Annotated in this window: 16 protein-coding genes; 6 read left to right on the plus strand and 10 right to left on the minus strand. The window is 40.1% G+C overall.

All coding sequences use genetic code 11. From position 1 onward, the window contains the following. Positions 1-47: 47 nt before the first annotated feature. A complete protein-coding gene (locus BQ5903_RS02265) occupies positions 48-290 on the minus strand; it encodes a DUF308 domain-containing protein (protein WP_010498842.1) in 243 nt (80 codons plus the stop codon). Beyond that, positions 290-1171 (minus strand): NAD(P)-dependent oxidoreductase, encoded by an 882-nt coding sequence (locus BQ5903_RS02270; protein ID WP_079578678.1) that lies wholly within the window; start codon positions 1169-1171, stop codon positions 290-292. Before BQ5903_RS02270 ends, BQ5903_RS02265 begins: the two co-directional genes overlap by 1 nt. Before the next feature lie 327 nt (positions 1172-1498). Here BQ5903_RS02270 and BQ5903_RS02275 point away from each other — a divergent pair, with 327 nt between their 5' ends. The 4 genes from BQ5903_RS02275 (at position 1499) to BQ5903_RS02290 (ending at position 6631) form a co-directional block, all read left to right on the plus strand. Further along, positions 1499-2701, plus strand: coding sequence for an MFS transporter (locus BQ5903_RS02275; RefSeq protein WP_079578680.1), 1203 nt, complete (start codon positions 1499-1501; stop codon positions 2699-2701). A 148-nt stretch (positions 2702-2849) separates the two neighbouring features. After that, complete coding sequence (locus BQ5903_RS02280; protein ID WP_407936223.1) at positions 2850-4895, plus strand: heavy metal translocating P-type ATPase; 2046 nt, start codon at positions 2850-2852, stop codon at positions 4893-4895. 279 nt (positions 4896-5174) lie between these two features. After that, positions 5175-5795 (plus strand): cyclodeaminase/cyclohydrolase family protein, encoded by a 621-nt coding sequence (locus tag BQ5903_RS02285; protein ID WP_010498848.1) that lies wholly within the window; start codon positions 5175-5177, stop codon positions 5793-5795. Continuing rightward, entirely contained in the window at positions 5792-6631 is an 840-nt protein-coding gene (locus BQ5903_RS02290) for a bifunctional 5,10-methylenetetrahydrofolate dehydrogenase/5,10-methenyltetrahydrofolate cyclohydrolase (RefSeq protein WP_079578682.1), read from the plus strand. The genes BQ5903_RS02285 and BQ5903_RS02290 overlap by 4 nt, the downstream gene beginning before the upstream one ends. Positions 6632-6703: 72 nt before the next feature. Here BQ5903_RS02290 and BQ5903_RS02295 read toward each other — a convergent pair whose 3' ends face one another. From BQ5903_RS02295 to menB, 3 genes are all read right to left on the minus strand, one after another. After that, complete coding sequence (locus tag BQ5903_RS02295) at positions 6704-7732, minus strand: zinc-binding alcohol dehydrogenase family protein (protein WP_010498852.1); 1029 nt, start codon at positions 7730-7732, stop codon at positions 6704-6706. Positions 7733-8218: 486 nt separating this feature from the next. After that, positions 8219-9667, minus strand: a complete 1449-nt coding sequence (locus BQ5903_RS02300) for an o-succinylbenzoate--CoA ligase (protein ID WP_079578684.1) — start codon at positions 9665-9667, stop codon at positions 8219-8221. Between the two features lie 18 nt (positions 9668-9685). Further along, positions 9686-10507: a 1,4-dihydroxy-2-naphthoyl-CoA synthase gene (menB, locus tag BQ5903_RS02305; protein ID WP_010498857.1), complete on the minus strand. Its 822-nt coding sequence runs from the start codon at positions 10505-10507 to the stop codon at positions 9686-9688. A 33-nt stretch (positions 10508-10540) separates the two neighbouring features. Between menB and BQ5903_RS02310 the strand changes: the two genes are divergently transcribed. Next, entirely contained in the window at positions 10541-10921 is a 381-nt protein-coding gene (locus tag BQ5903_RS02310) for a PaaI family thioesterase (RefSeq protein WP_010498858.1), read from the plus strand. Between the two features lie 173 nt (positions 10922-11094). Here the strand turns inward: BQ5903_RS02310 and BQ5903_RS02315 are convergent, their stop codons facing one another. The 3 genes from BQ5903_RS02315 to BQ5903_RS02325 form a co-directional block, all read right to left on the minus strand. Further along, the gene (locus tag BQ5903_RS02315; protein WP_010498860.1) at positions 11095-12423 is read right to left on the minus strand and encodes a replication-associated recombination protein A; all 1329 of its coding nucleotides are present in this window, start codon (positions 12421-12423) and stop codon (positions 11095-11097) included. A 932-nt stretch (positions 12424-13355) separates the two neighbouring features. Beyond that, positions 13356-13787: an Hsp20/alpha crystallin family protein gene (locus BQ5903_RS02320; protein ID WP_010498861.1), complete on the minus strand. Its 432-nt coding sequence runs from the start codon at positions 13785-13787 to the stop codon at positions 13356-13358. Between the two features lie 240 nt (positions 13788-14027). Further along, the gene (locus BQ5903_RS02325) at positions 14028-15782 is read right to left on the minus strand and encodes an AarF/UbiB family protein (RefSeq protein ID WP_079578686.1); all 1755 of its coding nucleotides are present in this window, start codon (positions 15780-15782) and stop codon (positions 14028-14030) included. A 314-nt stretch (positions 15783-16096) separates the two neighbouring features. Between BQ5903_RS02325 and BQ5903_RS02330 the strand changes: the two genes are divergently transcribed. Then, entirely contained in the window at positions 16097-17737 is a 1641-nt protein-coding gene (locus tag BQ5903_RS02330; RefSeq protein ID WP_079578688.1) for a peptide ABC transporter substrate-binding protein, read from the plus strand. A 412-nt stretch (positions 17738-18149) separates the two neighbouring features. On the opposite strand, the gene BQ5903_RS12490 is transcribed toward BQ5903_RS02330, so the two are convergent. Both BQ5903_RS12490 and BQ5903_RS12160 read right to left on the minus strand, forming a co-directional pair. Further along, positions 18150-18365: a GNAT family N-acetyltransferase gene (locus BQ5903_RS12490; RefSeq protein WP_010498876.1), complete on the minus strand. Its 216-nt coding sequence runs from the start codon at positions 18363-18365 to the stop codon at positions 18150-18152. A gap of 341 nt (positions 18366-18706) precedes the next feature. After that, positions 18707-18895, minus strand: coding sequence for a hypothetical protein (locus BQ5903_RS12160; protein ID WP_231920905.1), 189 nt, complete (start codon positions 18893-18895; stop codon positions 18707-18709). Positions 18896-18961: the final 66 nt, after the last annotated feature.

The following is an 18961-nucleotide window of genomic DNA, read 5'->3' on the forward strand; positions in this document are numbered from 1 at the left end:
GGTTCAAATTAACTGCTCTAAAACTCTGTAGTAAGTGATTTTTGATCCTAGTAAGCACCTGCAAGCGCGCTATATAATAAAACTGCCCCGGCCAAGATCATGGTCACACCGAGTAAAATTTGCAGCCAACTGACTGACGCAGCCGGCTCAGTTGGACGTTTCTGATTGCGGTAGCGACGCATTAAGCTAGTAGCTCCCTTGAGGACTTGCCATCCCCCGTCGATAATAAAAATCAGCGCGATCACTAATAATAATATTTTATGTGAGGCGTTGGATCCTTGTATTTTCACTAATTATTCTCCTTAGTTGTTTTTGAGTATATATTGATCAAGCCTTGTGTTCCTTGATCACCCAAGCCGTAAACGTCGACCATTACTTCATACAAGCGTTTGGCATTGGCGGTTGCGGACAAATCTAGTCCCATGCGGTCAGCTTCTTGCAAGGCGATCCGCAGGTCTTTTAAAAAATGACGGGCAAAGAATCCCGGTGTATAGTCATCTTGCAAGATACGCGGTCCATAATTGGACAAACTCCAATTTTGAGCACCGCCTGCACTTAATGCATTGAGCACTTTATGCGGGTCTAATCCAGCTGCTTTAGTATAAAGCAATGTTTCTGTCAAACCAGTCATTGTTCCTGCGATCATGATCTGATTAGCCATTTTAGCGTGCTGGCCAGAACCGGCTGGGCCAAAGAGAGTTACTTTTTTGCTTATTTTTTCAAAAAGAGGCTTAACTTGTTGATATGTCTTTTCATTTCCACCGACCATCACAGTTAAAGTAGCGTTTTTTGCGCCGACATCACCACCTGAAACGGGGGCATCCAAGACATGAATACCATTTCTTTCACCGTGTTCAGCAATTTTTTGCGCCAAAGAGGGCTTGCTGGTAGTCATATCGATCAAGATCGTTCCCTTTTTGCTGCCAGCAAATATGCCGTCATCTGCAAAATAAACTTGCTCCACATCTGTAGGGAAACCGACCATTGAAAAAACAACTTCACTGACTTCAGCAACTTTTTTAGGAGTGTCTGCCCAAGTTGCACCAGCGGCAACCAAGTCAGCTGTTTTGGACTTAGTGCGGTTAAAGACGGTTAATTCATTTCCCGCTTGCAGCAGGTTGGAAGCAATAGCGGCACCCATGACCCCAGTTCCGATAAATCCGATTTTCATTTGTATATCCTCCTTGTAAGTAAATAATATTCACAGTTACTATCATATACCGGCAACGTGAGTGCAAGCAAAACTTTTGCTGACGCAGAATTATTTCGGTCAATTTTGTGAAGTGATAAATTATTTTGTAAGATTTTTCTTTATAGACTTATGTTGTCTTTTTTTGTTATATTACTATGGTTAGACTGATAAAAGGCTTTAAAAGGGCTTGATTGTTCGGATATGACTGTAGGGAGTTCATTATTAAAATCTTAGTACTTACCTTATTATAACGAACAAAATGTATCAAAAAATTGTGTCTATTACATATATTAAGGGGGAGATCAGTTGTCAAAGACAGTCAAAAAAGCCATTTTTATTTTGATTTTTAGTGAGTTTTTGATTTGTTTAGGGATCAGTATTGTGATTCCAGTTATGCCTTTTTTGCGGAATGAATTACATTTATCAGCTTTCAGTATGGGAGTTATGAATGCTTTATTTGCCTTTGCGCAGTTTGTAGCTTCTCCCATCATTGGCCGTATTTCCGATCGAATCGGGCGGAAACCGATTTTAGTTTTAGGTTTGTTCTTATTCACGGTTTCGGAATATCTGTTTGCTGTTACTAATCAATTGGTTTTATTCGATATTTCCCGTTTGATCGGTGGGATCTCTGCAGCAATGGTTGTTCCCACTGAAATGGCGTTTGCCGCCGATATTACTACCAAAAAATATCGGGCACGGGTCATTGGTTGGTTATCTGCTGCTTTTTCAGGTGGATTGATCTTGGGACCTGGTCTAGGCGGTTTGTTGGCCAATATTGATTATAAGCTGCCATTTTGGGTCGCAGGTACTTTAGGCATTGTTAGTATGGTGGCAATGTATTTCACATTGCCAAAAAAATTGGAAGAACAGAATGCTGCCGAGCAAGAACCAGTTGATGATATTGAAGGTGTTTTACAACAAGATGACAAAATGATGCAGATCCTGGGTAGCTCAGGTATTATCTTGTTTGTTTTGATCTTTATTTCGTCGTTTGGTTTGCAAGGATTTGAAAGTATCTATAGTTTATTTGTCAATCAGGTGTACCACTTTAGTTTGAACAATATTGCCCTCGTGCTGACATTGAATGGCATTCTGTCTTTGTTCTTACAGGTAGCAATGTTTGACTGGCTGGTTTCTAAGTTAAGTGAAAAACGTTTGATTAGATATTGTTTTTTGATCTCTCTAGTTGGAACGATCTGGATCTTGTTAGCTAAAACAAAGGTTGGTGTTATCTTAGCAACATTGCTTGTTTTTGAAGCCTTTGATTTGATCCGACCGGCGATCACGACCATGCTGACAAAGATCAGTCCGCGCAACCAAGGATTTATCAATGGCCTTAATATGTCGTTGACGAGTGTTGGTAATGTGGTCGGTCCCTTGATCTCAGGTGCATTACTCGATTTGCATCCAAGTTATCCATATATGATCGTTGCCGTTTTCTTGGGCATTTCATATATCCTGACTTTCACAATCAAGTCTCCTAGAGGTGGAGATACATTGGCTCGTTAATGAAGTAAAATTTTTTGATAATTTTTAGGCGTTGGGTCAAAGCTCAACGTTTTTTTGTATCACAAGTCTTTTACTTGAGTTTACTCATTTTCAAATGTACTCTTAAATTAATTAGTGTTGAGACTGGAAAGGAGTTAGTCTGATGAAGATGGATGAAGAGGATCACGAAATGAACATGGATCATTCGCAAATGGATATGGGAAATCAAAAGATGGGTCAAAGTGATATGATGATGCATGGCGGACATATGATGCATATGGGAAATTTGAAGCAAAAGTTCTGGGTCTCACTGATTTTAACGATCCCCTTATTGTTGATGTCATCAATGATGGGTATGACCCACCCCTTGCTTGAATTTCAGGGGAGTGATTGGGTAGTTGCTATTCTTGGAACTGTGATTTTCTTTTATGGCGGAAAACCTTTCTTTTCTGGGGCTAAGGGCGAGTTAACAGACAAGAAACCAGCAATGATGACTTTGATCACAATGGGGATCTCAGTCGCTTATATCTACAGTATCTATTCTGTGATAGCCAATAATGTTTTTAACGTTACTCCAAGTGTGATGGACTTTTTCTGGGAGTTAGCCACTTTAGTCGACATTATGTTATTAGGTCATTGGATCGAAATGAACGCAGTGATGAATGCTGGTTCAGCTTTGAATGAACTGGCCGAATTGCTGCCAAGTCAAGCACATAGGATCGATGAAAAAGGGCAGGTTACTGATGTTAAGTTGCAAGACGTTACTGAGGGTGACCGACTTCTTGTTCGTGGCGGCGAAAAGATACCAGCAGATGGAAAAGTAGTAGACGGCGAGTCAGCAGTCAATGAAGCGATGGTAACTGGTGAATCCAAATTAGTGCAGAAAAAAGTTGATACGAAAGTATTTGGTGGTTCGGTCAATGGTGACGGAACTATCCAAATCGAGGTGACAGGAACAGGGGAAAACAGTTTTTTGGCACAAGTGACCAAGATGGTAGAATCGGCTCAAAATGAAAAATCAGGGCGTGAAAATTTGGCGGACAAAGTGGCTTCCTGGCTGTTTTATGTTGCCTTAACGATCGCTGTTATCAGCTTTATCGCATGGTGGCTTACGACTGATCTAGCGACGGCTTTACCACGGGCAGTGACTGTATTGATCATAGCTTGTCCGCATGCACTTGGTTTAGCTATACCACTAGTCGTTGCCAGAAGCACTTCTATAGGTGCCAAGCAAGGTTTGCTGCTCCGTGATAGGAATGCAATGGAACAGGTCACTAGCCTCAAATATGCCTTAATGGATAAAACGGGAACTTTAACGGAAGGCAATTTTAAGGTGAAGGAATATGGCAGTTTATCGGCCAAAAAAAGTGATGCAGAAGTTTTAAAAACTATGGCTAGCTTAGAAGCTGGTTCTTCACATCCTTTGGCAGTTGGGATCACGAAGAAGGCACGGGCCGAAAAAATTGGATATAAAAGTGTCAACAGTAGTCAAATCAAAGGTGTTGGGTTAAAAGGTGAGATCGATGGGACTAATTATTTGATAGTGTCACCAGGATATGTGGAGGAAAAAGGCCTGAGTGTAGATAACGAGCGGTTTGACGCACTGGCAAGCGAAGGCAACTCATTGAGTTTTTTGGTAGAAAATAATAAAGTCGTAGGTTTTGTTGCTCAAGGCGATCAAATCAAACCGGCCGCTAAAAAATTGATCGATACCTTGCTAAGCCAAGGGATAACACCGGTCATGCTGACTGGAGACAATAAGCAAGCAGCTAAAGGAGTTGCTGAAAAATTAGGGATCACTGAATTTAAGGCACAATTATTGCCTGCGGATAAAGAAAAAGCAGTGCAAAGTTATCAAAATGACGGGAAAGTTATGATGATCGGCGATGGTGTCAATGATGCGCCTAGTTTGGCACGGGCAGACATTGGAGTTGCGATCGGCAGTGGGACAGATGTTGCGATCGAATCTGCAGACTTAGTATTGGTCAAAAGTGATCCGCATGATATTATTAATTTTTTAGAGTTATCACGTAAAACGACCAGCAAGATGACCCAAAATCTCTGGTGGGGGGCTGGCTATAATATTATCGCTTTGCCACTGGCAGCTGGAGTATTAGCACCTGTCGGTTTTGTGTTAAGCCCAATGGTCGGAGCGGTTTTAATGTCATTGAGTACAGTGATAGTGGCGATCAATGCACTGACTTCGAAAATATAAGAAAAATCAGAGATAATGTATAACAGAGTGAAGCAAGCCGGGAGAGCTCGAGCACCAATGGACTCGGGCATTATGACAAGTGGTCTTACTTGTCGTGATGGCGGAGTTGATTGGGCGGAAGGTTCTGGCTTGAAAAACTCGACAAAATAACAGAGTGAAGCAAGCCGGGAGAACTCGAGCACCAATAATGTCTGAAGACATAATGTCTAAAATGGGTTAAGAATAGTGCTTCATTACAATAACCTGCAAGACTAACTAACAATAAGAGGAGCGAAATAAATGTCACAAACAATTGAAGAATTTACAGCTGACTTAGCCTCAGCAGCACCAACACCAGGTGGAGGATCAACTGCAGCTTTAGTAGGCGCTTTAAGCAGTGCTTTAGGAGAAATGGTCGGACACATTCGTCAGGACAAGCTTGATGAACCGCGTTTGACTGAGTTGATCGCTGAAATGACTGTGAGTCGGACTAAAATGATCTCCTTGATTCAGGAAGATGAGAGTGCGTTTGAAACTTTTACCGCAGCTTTAAAGCTCCCTAAAGAAACTGAAGAGCAAAAAGATAAGCGTGCTGCAGAAATGTTACACGGCTTGATCGTTGCTGCTCAACCACCATTACAGATCGCCCAAACAGCGACTAAGATCTTGCATCAGTTAGACGAAATGAAAGAGTATTCTTCCAAGTCTTTGTTAAGTGATATTGGCAGTGGAACGGCATTAGCCGAGGCAGCACTTAAAGCCTCTGTTTTAAATGTCTACGAAAATACCAGGATGATGAAAGATAAAGACCAGGCTGCTAGCTTGAATAAAATAACTGATGAGACTTTAGCAGATGGTTTAAAAATCAGTGAAAGCTTATATCCGGCTATGCAAAAAGCAGCTCGGGGTGAAAATGTGTGAGCAAATTATTGAAGGGTAAGCCTGTGGCAGATGATATTTTGCAACGGACTAAAAACTTAGTTGCTTCTTTGTCAGCGGTGCCCCAAGTCGCACTGGTCAGAGTTGGGGTAGATCCTGCAGCCAAGGGCTACCAGAGAAGTGCGGCTAATGTGTTGCAACAAGCAGGACTAAAAACCGTTCCGGTCGTGTTTGATAGTCAGATCACTTTTAGTGAATTTGAAAGTCAAGTGACACAGTTGAATGAGGATCAACAAATTGATGCAATTCTGTTACTGGAACCTTTACCCGAAAGTCTCCCGCTTGATGCTGTCCAAGATCTGCTTGATCCGTGCAAGGATATTGATGGAGTTACCCGTGCTAATTTAGGATCGACCTTATCGCCACGGTCTGGAGATCTAGTTCCATTAACGGCAGCTGCGGTGTTGGAACTTTTAAACTTTTACGAGTTTAATTTACGAGGAGTAGAAGTGGTTTTGATCGGTGATAGTTTAACTGTGGGACGTCCTTTAGCAAACTTGCTGCTCGCACAAAACGCCACGTTAACAGTGTGCGATAAATATACTAAGCAGCTTTTTGAACACACTGTTCAAGCACAGCTAGTGATCACTGCAGTTGGACAGCCTAATTTGCTCACGGCTGACATGGTCAACAAAGATGCAGTGGTAGTTGATGTCGGAACTAATTACGATGAAGCTGGCAAACTTGTGGGAGATGTTGATTTTGCTCAAGTCTCCCAGAAGGTCCAGGCGATTACACCTGTTCCTGGGGGAGTTGGGGCAATTACTACGGCACTCTTGGCGTACAGAGCTGCTCGAATCGCATCTCAAGGAAAATAAAAAGCTCTTGCAAAGTAAGTGTTTTGAAGTGCACTTTACTTTGCAAGAGCTTATTTGCTTATTATAAAAATTTTATTTAGTCAGCACGATCTTGCCAATGGTATGCCCGCTTTCAATCATGGCGTGTGCTTTCTTTAAATTATCTGCATTGATACCCTGCAATGTTTGATTCAATGTACTACGCAGTATGCCGCTGTCAAACAATTGGGCTGCCTGAGTTAGGATCTCATGTTGACTGCTTAAATCTGCTGTGTGGTAAAAAGCTTTGGTAAACATCCATTCCCACGCGAAAGTAACACGCTTACGTTTGAGAGCTGTCAGATTTAATGGTTTTTGGTTACTGGTTATGGAAGACATTTTGCCATTCGGCCCGATCAATTCGACCATTTCGTCCCAATGATTGTCTAAGTTATTTAATTCAAGAATGTAATTGACGTTATCGTGGCCCAAGGCATGGACTTCATCTATCAAGTTTTTATGATGGTCGACTATTTCGTCTGCCCCATGCTGCAAGGCCCATTCCTTCGTCCTTGGACGAGAAGCACTTGCAATCACGTGAAGGCCTGCATAATGAGCTAACTGAGTGGCAATTGAACCAACGCCGCCGGCACCGTTGATTATCAAAATCGTTTTATCATTATTAGTCTCATTATCATCAGGGTCAATGCCTAGCTGTTCGAATAATGCTTCCCAAGCAGTCAATGTTGTTAATGGCATAGCTGCAGTATGGGCATCATCTAACTTTTTGGGAGCGAGTGCGACGATCCGTTCATCGACAAGTTCATAATCACTGTAACTTCCGGGACGACTGAAGGAACCTGCATAATACACCCTGTCGCCTTTTTGGAATAAGGTAACATCTGAGCCCGTTTCAACAACAGTTCCTACAGCATCGAACCCGAGGATCCGTGGCCTTTCACTTTTATCGTGGCCGTTTTTACGCGTAGCGATATCGACCGGGTTCACAGAAATTGCAGAGACCTTGACTAAAAGATCATGCTCTTTAGCAGTTAAACGATCTAAGGTAAGGTCAATAAGGCTTTGAGCGTTATCAAGCGGTAAATGTTCATAAAAACCAACAGCATTCATTTTTTCGGTCATAATAACATCTCCTTTTAAAAACAAGGCAGAGTGCAACAAAGAAAGCAAGCATTATCGGGTCCTGGTCAACTAGCGTTAGTTTGGTGCTGAATGATCGGACTTAAGAATAAGACGTTACCTTTTGTTGCACGGAGTCTGACTACGAAACATAATGGGCTAAGCAGATAGTACTCAAGCAATGGTGGACTTGGGTATCATATCTTTGTTCTTACTAGTATGATACTAAAAATAATTATACAAAAAGTTTAAGTTTACCTAATCCGATGTAATAAAATTTTACTGCATGTAATTTTGGGTCGATTCCAATATAAATTTGCCAAAGTAATGTCCACGAGCGCCATGTGGCCCTACATCCGTAATACTAGGGCCCAGAAGAAGGCCATGTGGACACAAGTCGCAAAGCAACGAAAATAACGGCCAGATAAAACTACGTAGGATCAATCATTCTAGGATCGGAATTAAGAATCAATTACCCAACACAGAAAATTATTGCAACTCCTTGACTTGGCCGCTAGTCAATCTTTCTCGTAATTTGAATCGTTGCAGTTTTCCACTGGCGTTGTGAGGTAATTGTTTGACCAAGTAAAAGTTTTTCGGGACTTTATAATGGGCCAAATGTTGACGGCCATAATCTATCAAGTCTTGGGCTAACAGGGTTTGTTCATTTGGTATCACAAAAGCTATGGGTTTTTGTTCCCATTTGTCATCAGCCACACCCAAGACAGCAATATCTTCAAGGAAAGGGCATTTCGCATAAGCAGATTCTACTTCATCAGGAAAAATGTTTTCTCCTCCTGAAATTATCATATCATCACTGCGCCCGTGCACATATAAAAATCCATCTTTGTCAAAATGACCAATGTCCCCCGTTTTGAACCAGCCATCGGTTGTGATCTTGGCGGCGTATTTTTCTTGTTTTCCCAGATAACCTGGACTTAGAGCGGGGGTTTTGAGCTGAATTTCTTGTGTATTTTGATCCAAGCGTAATTGTGTCAGGAAAAGAGGTTTCCCTGAAGAACCAATATGTTTTGCTGCATCAGCAAAAGAAAGTGCTACGATCTGCGAACATGTTTCAGTCATTCCATATGACTGGATAACTGGTAATTGCAGTTGTTCACATTGTTTTAAAGTTGCTTGATCTATTGGACCACCGCCGAGTAACATTCCGCGAAATCTTTTTTGGTATTGGGCGCCAGTTTCTTGTTTGATAGTCAATAGTTTCTTTAACATAAAAGGAACTACTGAAATCATTGTTACTGGTTCATTGACAAGAATTTGCTGGATCTTTGCTGCATCAAAATGGCTGACTAAACGAACGGTCATCCCGTAGATCAAACCACGCATCATGATCGAAAAACCGCTGATATGAAAGATCGGTACTGTACATAGCCATTCATCAGCTGGCGTTACGCCTAGATTTAAGGCAGATGCCGTTGCTGAACTAAAATGATTGCCAAATGTTTGAATAACGCCCTTTGGTCTCCCAGTAGTACCTGAAGTGTACATGATACTTGCCGCATCTTTAGCAGCAAAGACCTGTTGGGGGGCAAAGCTTTTCTCAGAAGCTGAATCAAGCTCGCTAAAAGAAATAGTGCGGCAGCTTAACTGTGAAGCATCAAGCTGATCTTCATATAAACAGACATCAACTTGACTATCATTTAGTTGGTAATTTAACTCAGGCGCTGACAAACGACGATTCAGCCAGACAATCGTATGTCCTGCGTTTAAAATCCCCATCGCAGTTAAGTACCCAGCCAATGAATTATTAGTCAGAATAGCGATTTTTTTGTTGTTCAAAGCATCTAAACCTGCTAGTTTTCGTCCAAGCTTGTCAGTGTATTCAGCAAGTTGTGCAAAAGTTATAGTTTTTTCTTTATCTACGACAGCAGCCCTAGTCGGGGTTAAGGCTGCCTGCTTTTTTATCCAATTATCCATTATTGTACCTGACATCGTTTATGGGAACTTAGGATATTTATCAAAATCAGGCTTACGTTTTTCATTGAACGCATCGCGCCCCTCTTTGCCTTCATCTGTCTGATAAAATAACATTGTAGCGTCTCCGCCAAGCTGTTGTATTCCAGCCAAACCATCGGTATCAGCGTTCATTGCAGCCTTGATAAAGCGCAAAGCTGTTGGTGATTTTTCAAGGATCTCATTACACCAGTCAAGTGTTACAGATTCAACGTCAGCCAATGGAACGACTTTATTGATCCAGTTCATTTGGTAAGCTTCTTCTGCTGAGTAGAAGTGATTTAAGAACCACACTTCTTTAGCACGTTTATGTCCGATGACACGGGCAAGATAACCGGAACCGTATCCGGCATCGAAACTGCCAACTTTAGGTCCTGTTTGACCAAACTTCGCATTGTCGGCTGCGATAGTTAGGTCACAAACTAGCTGCAAGATGTTACCACCGCCGACAGACCAACCCTTGACCATCGCAATCACGGGTTTAGGGATGATCCGGATCAAGTGTTGCAGATCCAAGACGTTCAAACGAGCGACTTTGTCTTTACCAACATAGCCTCCGTTACCACGAACCCCCTGGTCACCACCAGATGAAAAGGCGAGGTCGCCAGCTCCAGTTAGAATTATTACGCCAATTGTGCTATCATCACGGCAGATAGTAAACGCATCGATCATTTCTTCTACAGTTGTTGGGGTAAAGGCGTTGCGCCTTTCTGGGCGGTTCATTGTGATTTTTGCAATTTTGTCAGACCTTTCAAAGATTATTTCTTCGTAGTCTTTGACCTTTTCCCAGTTTACAGATGTCATTTAATTCAATCCTTTCGAAAGTTGGTAATATTTATGTCAGACTTAGTAAAAACTCTTGGAATTAAAGTTGTTTCTCTCTCATCCAACGAATCTATTATATCACTTGAAATTTCTGATGAAATTAAACAGCCTTACGGAATCGTGCACGGCGGGATCAATGCAGTTTTGGCAGAAACAGCTGCTAGTATGGCTGGAGCGAAAAATGTTCCAGAAGGCTCGACGGTGGTCGGTGTGAATCTGACAACACATCATTTGCAAGCTGAAAAACAAGGAACTTTGCTTGCTAAAGCAACGCCTTTGCATGTCGGTTCTAAACTCCAAACGTGGCAAGTTGAAGTTCATAATAACGATGTTTTGACCAGCGTTAGTCAAGTTACACTTAGTCGCATCGATCTAAATAGAATAAGAAATTAAAAAGAAATATGTCTCTTCGACTTTAATTTCAAAAAATTAGTACAAAATAACAATACCCTAAGAGGATAAATTTAGAGAAAAATTGTAAGTATGCCACTTTGATCAAAAAACGAAAAGTCCCATGTACTCTAAGAATTAGGTTCGCTTGCTTGAGTGCATGGGGCTTTTCGTTTTTAGCTATTATCATGGCTTTTATGCCACTTTTTAATATATTCCAACCGTTGCTTGAAACGAGCTTCTTTTCCTTGATTGGTGGGTTCATAGTATTCGTGTCCCTTGATCTCAGGCGGGGCAGTTTCCATTGAAGTCAGTTTGTCTTTGCTTTTGTGGGCATATTGGTAATTTTCACCATAACCTAAGTCATCCATTAGTTTAGTTGGTGCATTTCTGATCTGTAAGGGTACCAGCAGATTTCCGTAAGAACGGACATCTTTTTTGGAAGTCAGACGGGCTTTGTATGCGGCGTTTGATTTAGGTGCTAACGCTAGGTAGATCACAGCTTCAGTTAAATGAACATCACATTCCGGCAAGCCAATAAACTGACAAGCTTGAAAAACATTGACTGCGACATTTAAAGCATTGGTATCTGCCAAACCGATATCTTCGCTGGCGAAACGAACCAATCGTCGCGCGATATATAGTGGATCTTCACCACCATCGATCACACGTGATAACCAGTAGACCGCCGCATTCACGTCGCTGTTACGCATTGATTTGTGCAAAGCCGAAATAATATTATAATGTTCCTCGCCTTTTTTATCATAACGTAAAGACTTTTTTCCTAGGAGTTGATGCAAAGTTTGTTGATCGACTGTAACATCTTTACCCTCTCGTTTGCCATTTAATATTGCCATTTCAAGGGTATTAAGGGCGTTTCGGCCGTCACCATTGGCAAAAGCAGCGATTTCTTGCAGTGTTTCCTGTGAAATGTGGATGGCCAATTCAGGAAAGCCCTGAGAGGAATTCAAAGCATGTTTTAGCAGATCGACTAATTCGTCAGGCTTTAATTCTTGTAAGACAAAAACTTTACAACGAGAGAGGAGGGCGGAGTTCAACTCAAACGATGGATTTTCAGTCGTAGCTCCAATCAAAATGATACTGCCTTTTTCGACATAAGGTAAGAATGCGTCTTGTTGAGCTTTATTAAAGCGATGGATCTCGTCAACGAAAACAATCGTTCTTTCCCCCATTTCTCGTGCTTCTTCAGCATCTTTCATGATCGACTTGATATCTTTGATACTGGTAGTGACCGCACTGAAGGTTAAAAAATGGGCTTTAGTCTGAGCGGCAATTATCCGTGCTAAAGTGGTTTTGCCTACCCCTGGAGGTCCCCAAAAGATCATCGAGGTCAGCTGATCATTATCGATCAATTCGCGGAGAACTTTGCCGGGAGCTAAAAGGTGAGTTTGACCAAAAAATTCAGCTAATTTTTGTGGCCTGACCCGGTAAGCCAAGGGAGCATTGTTGTTTTCATTTTGGTCAAAAATAGAAGTTTGTTTCAAATGATTACCTCCTTCCTCGTAGTGTAAGTTACTAAACAAACATATTATGTAACTTTATTGTGATAAAAGCAAACGTATGTTTCAAAAAATCAAACGATAATAAAAGGCCTGAAACAAATTTACATACATTTGTTTCAGACCCCTAGGTTACTGACTGTGTTACGTCAAAATATAAACTCATCTAATTACCTAAATATCCTTTGAAGTCAACTTAAATTTTCTCATGTTTTGGGTTAAAAGCACTAAAGCTCAGACCCGCGTTTTCACTCATACATATCATCTTGGAGGTTCACCTGTTTCTCCTAAGATATTCACACATCAGGAGCACTGAACTTTATATTCTGTAAGGAAAGATCGTGTTTCCGCAACCCTAGTTGAGCAACTAATTTCTGCAATTTTTTCACTGATCTGCAATTGCTCCCTTACCTCGACTTCGGTCAACACCGGTTGTAAAGATCTCATGACCTGCCTTGCACGGGCTAGCGGACATAAAACGATTCATGTTGACTTCATCACTTCCAATCGACTAAATTATTTGTGGTTGAAACACATCTCATGTTGGTTCAATCACCCTCTAAAGAAGAAATATTCTGTGTTTGGAACTTTCTCATGTTGGTTCCGACACCCTCTATCATATCCTCTATTTTGGTTGGACCTAGCGGATTTAATACTTTTAAAACTTTCAATTGCTTTGTTGCTATATTCAGTTGTCTGACTCACTAACTGAGCCTTGATCTTTCCTTACACCTATTTTATATCACATTGCCAAGCTTAATGCAACCGTTTTCTATCAAGGAAATTCACACATATAAAAGTCTACTATTTTTAAGGTAAACTCTATGATATCAACCTTTTAGAAGGACAAAGATTTAAAGCTTTACACAAAAAACCTCGTATTCTTTTGCTGGAATACGAGGTAAACGATTATTTGATTACTGCACTTCGATTTTATGAGTTTTACTCTGACCTTCTGTTGTCTTAGGCAAGGTGATAGTCAAAACGCCTTCTTCATATTTGGCACCGATCTTTTCGTGATCGACATCAGGAAAATGATATTGACGAGTAAAACGACCAGAGCTGCGTTCGCTGGCGATCATATTGCCATCTTTGTCACTGCGGTCAGTGAACGATTGACGCTTGGCGGAAACGGTCAATGTGTTATCTTTGAAGTCGATCGAGATATCTTTTTTGTCAACACCAGGAACATCGATCGCAACGGTATAATCTGTCTCAGTTTCTTGCACGTCACTACGCAGTTCCTTAAAGGAATCACTCAAGTTCATAAGTGGACGTCCAAAATTCTTGAAAAATTCATCTCCGGAATTTAACAAATCGTTGAAGTGATTAGAAATATCGTTAGCCATAACACCAAAACTTCCTTTCTATGATTGGTAATTTACTACCATACTTAAACAGTCAACAAGGAAAAGATCCGCATGGATGAATCTCCCTTACTGTTAATTCTATACGTTTTTAGAGTAGATGCAAAGAAAAAACACTAAAAGGTCAAAAAAAGTCAAAGTCTTAATAAATCTCGCCAACACACGTCTGAATGTTTTTCAAAGACATGGGAGAAAGGAGGCTTGAATTGCGAACGGTCAGGTTTATTTTTTATGTTTAAAACGGATCCACAAGGAATTTAAGATCATCAAGACGATCACAATAAATGAAATAATATAGCCAGCAACTCCCAGTCTGTAAATTGCAGGATGTTCGGAGCTACCCTGGACTAACAAGGAAGAGCCTAGTATCAATGCTGCTAAAATAATTGCGCTTACAAGTCTATCAACGATCCTGCTAAAATTAACGAAGAGAGTTTCTTGCCCCCTTAAAGCAATGTTGATTTTGGTTTGACCGGTTGTAAATAAATTGATCAATTGTTCGATTTTTAATGGGATCTTGGATAAAGCACGCACTGATTGAGCAACATCTAAGGCACTATCTTCCAACTGTTTTTTCCAGCTAAAGTGTTCGATCAGATATTCTTTGGCAAACGGACGCGCAACATCCATCATTTCCATTTCAGGGTCAAGTTCAGCAATGATCCCCTCAAGTGAAGCAAAGGATTTGACCAAAAGAGTGATTTCCGATTTGGCTTGTAAGTTATTATTCCGACAAAGGCTAATGACCTCAAAAAGTAAACTGGGTAAGTCGATTTGCCCCAGGCCCATTTGCATGTAAGGCTGTAAAAAGATACCTAACTCTTCGAAAAATTTTTCCTGATCAACTTTGCCGGTCCGGTTACAAATTGAAAGTATCGCTTGACCGATCGTTCTTGTGTCTTTAGTATTTAAGGCCAAGATAATTTGAATGATCCCGTCAACAATATTGGGTGTCAGGCGTCCCATCATTCCAAAATCAAGGTAGGTCACCCGGTAATCGGGCAGATCATCTTGCGCAGTCAAAGTAGTCTTTTTTCCCCGGACCTTCCGCTGAAATTGAATAATATGATTTTGTTCTTTGATGTCCTCATGGTCAAAACGTTTGAATAAGATGTTACCAGGATGAGGATCAGCATGAAAAAAGTTATCTTCAAAAACTTGCTTGACAAAGTTTTTGACGAGTGCTTCGGCGACTTTTTTACGTTCATTCTTTTGCTGTTTGGCTATGCGTTCATCTTTACTATAGGGTTCTTGGATGTAGTATTTAATGCTTCTGCCAGGCATATAGCTAGTAACTAAAATTTTTTGTGCTGAAAGATCGGCATATGTTCGGGGAACAGTAATGATCCCATCATTATTATTTAGCTCGTAGAACTCTTGCCCATTTTTGATCTCGATTTCTGTGTTGATTTCAGTAAAAAGAGCATTTCTGATCTCGTTTAAAATATCTTCCGGGTCGATCACACCAATCTCGGGGCCAATTTTCAAAATGTCAACCGCTTTTTTAAAGAGAGACATGTCAGTTTCAACCAGTTCTTGCACTTTGGGGTGCTGGATTTTAACAACTACGGAGGTCCCGTCTTTTAAAAGAGCGCGGTGGGTTTGTCCAATTGAAGCTGAAGCAAATGGTTCTTTATCAAATTTGGCAAAAACTTCGGAGATCTCTTTGCCGGTCTGTTTCTTGAAGGACTGTTGTACTGTACGATAAGGGTCTATTTGAACATTATCTTGTAAGTAGCTGAATTCCCTGATATAAGCAGGTGATACCAAGTCAGGACGCGTTGACAAAATTTGTCCGATCTTAATAAAGGTCGGTCCAAGCTCCTCAAAGCCTAAACGGATCTCACGCGGATTCTTTTGCCTAATAAAGTTCCGGATCATGTCATGTTCTCTAATGACATGAACGATTTCAAGCAGCCGTTCACGTTTTGTCTGCCGGCCGTTTTCATTGGACTTATTTTGAATGTCTGTGGTCATAAGAACGCATCCCTTCAAAAAATTTCTTTAATATTATTTTAGCATTTTTTACTAAGAAGACATACAAATCATACTATAAAAGATAAGATATGAACGAGACGATCTTTTTTGTTTAAAATAGTTAAAAATTATAAACTATTAACCTTTAACACGTTTTATTTTAAAAATAATATGTGAACTATTAATTCAAAAGAATCCCGTAGTAACGGTTTTCATTAATTGAAATTGATTTTAGATAAACAGTTGCATTTTATTTAAAATGTTGTATAATTTGATAAAAATTATAAATTGGTTAGAGAAAGAGGAGAATGCGTATGAGTTTTCGCAAAGTGTTTTCTACGGGAATAGTTGCCGTTGTTGCAGGTCTAGCTTTAACGGCCTGCGGTTCTAAGTCGAGTTCGTCTGCTGGAAATGGTAAGCTTGCTAACAAGCAGGTCCTAAATTGGGATGAACCTTCGGAACTTCCTACAATGGACCCTTCTAAGGCTACGGATACGATCAGTTTTGATATGATGAATAACAGTATGGAAGGTCTTTATCGAGTTGGTAAGAAGTCAAAGGTTGAACCGGGAATCGCCAAATCAACCAAAGTTTCGAAAGACGGGCTTACATACACATTCACATTGCGTAAAGATGATAAGTGGTCAAACGGTGATCCAGTAGTTGCTAAAGATTTTGTTTATTCTTGGCGGCGGACTTTGGATCCAAAGACTGGTTCGGAATATGCTTATTTATTTGATGGAATTAAAAACGCTAATGAAGTCATGGATGGCAAAAAACCTGGCAGTGCTCTTGGGATCAAAGCACAAGGCGATCATAAATTAGTTGTTTCTTTGGATAAAGAAATTCCTTACTTCAAGTTATTGATGGGCTTCCCGTCATTTTTCCCGCAAAATAAGTCAGCGGTTGAAAAGTATGGTTCCAAGTATGGGACAGCATCTAAGTATATGGTTTACAACGGTCCGTTCAAGATGACTGCTTGGACTGGTTCTAATTTAAGCTGGTCTTTAGCTAAGAACAGCAACTATTGGGACAAAAAGTCAGTCAAGTTGGATAAAATCAACTTTAAAGTTAACAAAGACACTTCAACTTCCTATAATCTTTACCAATCTAAGAAACTGGACGAAACATTTTTAAGTACTGAACAGGCCAAACAATTATCAAGCAAGCCCGACTATCAAGTTTTGAAACAGGCTAGAACAAGTTACCTTGAATTTAACCAAACCCAAAAGGTTTTCCAAAACAAGAAGATCAGACAAGCTATCTCATATGCCATCGACCGTAAACAATTGGCAAACAAAGTTTTAGGCTCTGGCACTAAAGTTTCGCAAGGGATCGTTTCTTCTGGCCTGCAATCATATAATGGGAAAGACTTTGCTGATGCGGCTCAGACAAAAGAAGGCGTAACTTATAATAAGAAAAAAGCTAAACAACTTTTAAAAGAAGGTTTAAAAGAAACTGGGCAAGACAAGTTAAGTTTTACGTTGTTGGGTGACGATACAGATGTTGTCAAGAAAGTAACCGCCTTTATCCAAAGCCAGCTGGGCGAGAATTTAGGCATTGATGTCAAAGTTCAAAATGTGCCGTTTAAGACACGTTTGGATCGCTCTAAGACGCAACAATTTGATGTTGTTGTTAGTTCATGGGGGGCAGACTTCTCTGATGCGATCAGCTTTGTTGATTTGTTTACATCGGATAACTCATATAATGATGGTAAATGGAAAAATGCTGAGTATGATCGTTTAGTTAAGGCATCTAAAACAACTGATGTTGCTAACCAGCAGAAACGTTGGGATGACTTGGTTAAGGCATCTAAGATCTTGAGTACTGACCAAGGTGTAGCTCCACTGTATCAATTGAACCAGCCAACTATGGTCAGAGAAAATGTTAAAGGCTTGATTCAAAATACAGCCGGTGTTACTAATAATTGGAAAGACACGTATATCGCAAAATAGCGAATTAACAGCGTAGATTTAAGTAATAAATAAAGGAAGATTTGGAAACCAAGAATGGTTTTCGAATCCTCCTTTTTTATTCGTCAGAGATCAGTCATAAAAATATAGTCGGCACAGTGTGTTTCACTACAACTAGATCTAGCAAAAAATCACCCTTATAATAGAACGCTTGAATGTTGCATTAGCGCGATTTGGAGCTGGAAAATTGCGCATGCTTTACCTATTGTCGTGGTGATTTTAAGATGACTTTGTTTAAGCACTTTTGTTTTTATTAGTGTTCACGGTAGAAGCTCACAAGATTTACTTCTTTAGTGTCTATAAAACCTTGTTTTTGATAAAAGGAAAATGTCTGAGTTTCATTTTCCGTCAGTAATAATTTTTGCCGAATGTTTTTATGTTTGTTTAAAACCTGCTACATGAGTTTTGTTCCGATCCCTTGCTGCTGGAAACCTGGAGCTACTAATAAATCCTGGATATATAATATCGTCTGACCATCTCCTACTGTGCGGATCAAACCTATAAGTCGCTGGTTTTGCCAAGCGGTTATTACGTCTAAAGAATTGATGATTGCTTGGTTTAAGATGGCAGGTTGAGCAGTATAAGCACTCCAACCAACAGAATTATACAAATTAATTAGCTGTTCGAGCGGGAGCTGGTTACTTTTTTTAATTTAATTTCTATCATATTTTTCCTCCTTAATATTGTATTAAAGAGAAATACGCAATTTTTCCATATTATACCTCTCGTTGTTAAGACAATTTTATACTATTATCATTTAGCATCCATCTTGTAAATAGGAAAAAAGATTTAAAAGATTGGTTTTGAAAGTAATTTCCATTCGCTCATTGACGTGTCATTAGGATCAAATTTTTTGTTGTTTTGAATATACTGTTTGGCTTTCAAAACAAGGGGAGAAGAATTATTTAACGTCAATTGATCCAGCGGGACAAATAAGGGTCTGTACTTAATTTATCTTCTAGTTGAAACTTTGTATTTGCCACTTTTGAGTGTATTAACTTGATTATTGGCAGAAAATCTATAAACGGCACGAATACCAAATACATTGGTCAGCGGGTGAGAAAGCCACGCTTTTAATTCATTTAAAGAATAGATGTACATGGGGCCAAAAGATTGGAAAATCATTTGTTTTCTGATCAAGTATTTCAATTCCGTTTTCGGTTTTGTCTGCAAAAACGGTTGTAGCAAAAGCATGGCTAAGTTTGT

Origin of the sequence: Ligilactobacillus acidipiscis (genome assembly GCF_900116935.1) — a bacterium.
Lineage (GTDB): Bacteria > Bacillota > Bacilli > Lactobacillales > Lactobacillaceae > Ligilactobacillus > Ligilactobacillus acidipiscis.

Bases quoted from the DNA above. Each gene is read 5' to 3' on its own strand.
- BQ5903_RS02270 (WP_079578678.1), bottom strand. From the start codon at position 1,171: ATGAAAATCGGATTTATCGGAACTGGGGTCATGGGTGCCGCTATTGCT.
- BQ5903_RS02280 (WP_407936223.1), top strand. From the start codon at position 2,850: ATGGATGAAGAGGATCACGAAATGAACATGGATCATTCGCAAATGGAT.
- BQ5903_RS02285 (WP_010498848.1), top strand. From the start codon at position 5,175: ATGTCACAAACAATTGAAGAATTTACAGCTGACTTAGCCTCAGCAGCA.
- BQ5903_RS02295 (WP_010498852.1), bottom strand. From the start codon at position 7,732: ATGACCGAAAAAATGAATGCTGTTGGTTTTTATGAACATTTACCGCTT.
- BQ5903_RS02300 (WP_079578684.1), bottom strand. From the start codon at position 9,667: ATGGATAATTGGATAAAAAAGCAGGCAGCCTTAACCCCGACTAGGGCT.
- menB (WP_010498857.1), bottom strand. From the start codon at position 10,507: ATGACATCTGTAAACTGGGAAAAGGTCAAAGACTACGAAGAAATAATC.
- BQ5903_RS02310 (WP_010498858.1), top strand. From the start codon at position 10,541: ATGTCAGACTTAGTAAAAACTCTTGGAATTAAAGTTGTTTCTCTCTCA.
- BQ5903_RS02320 (WP_010498861.1), bottom strand. From the start codon at position 13,787: ATGGCTAACGATATTTCTAATCACTTCAACGATTTGTTAAATTCCGGA.
- BQ5903_RS02325 (WP_079578686.1), bottom strand. From the start codon at position 15,782: ATGACCACAGACATTCAAAATAAGTCCAATGAAAACGGCCGGCAGACA.
- BQ5903_RS02330 (WP_079578688.1), top strand. From the start codon at position 16,097: ATGAGTTTTCGCAAAGTGTTTTCTACGGGAATAGTTGCCGTTGTTGCA.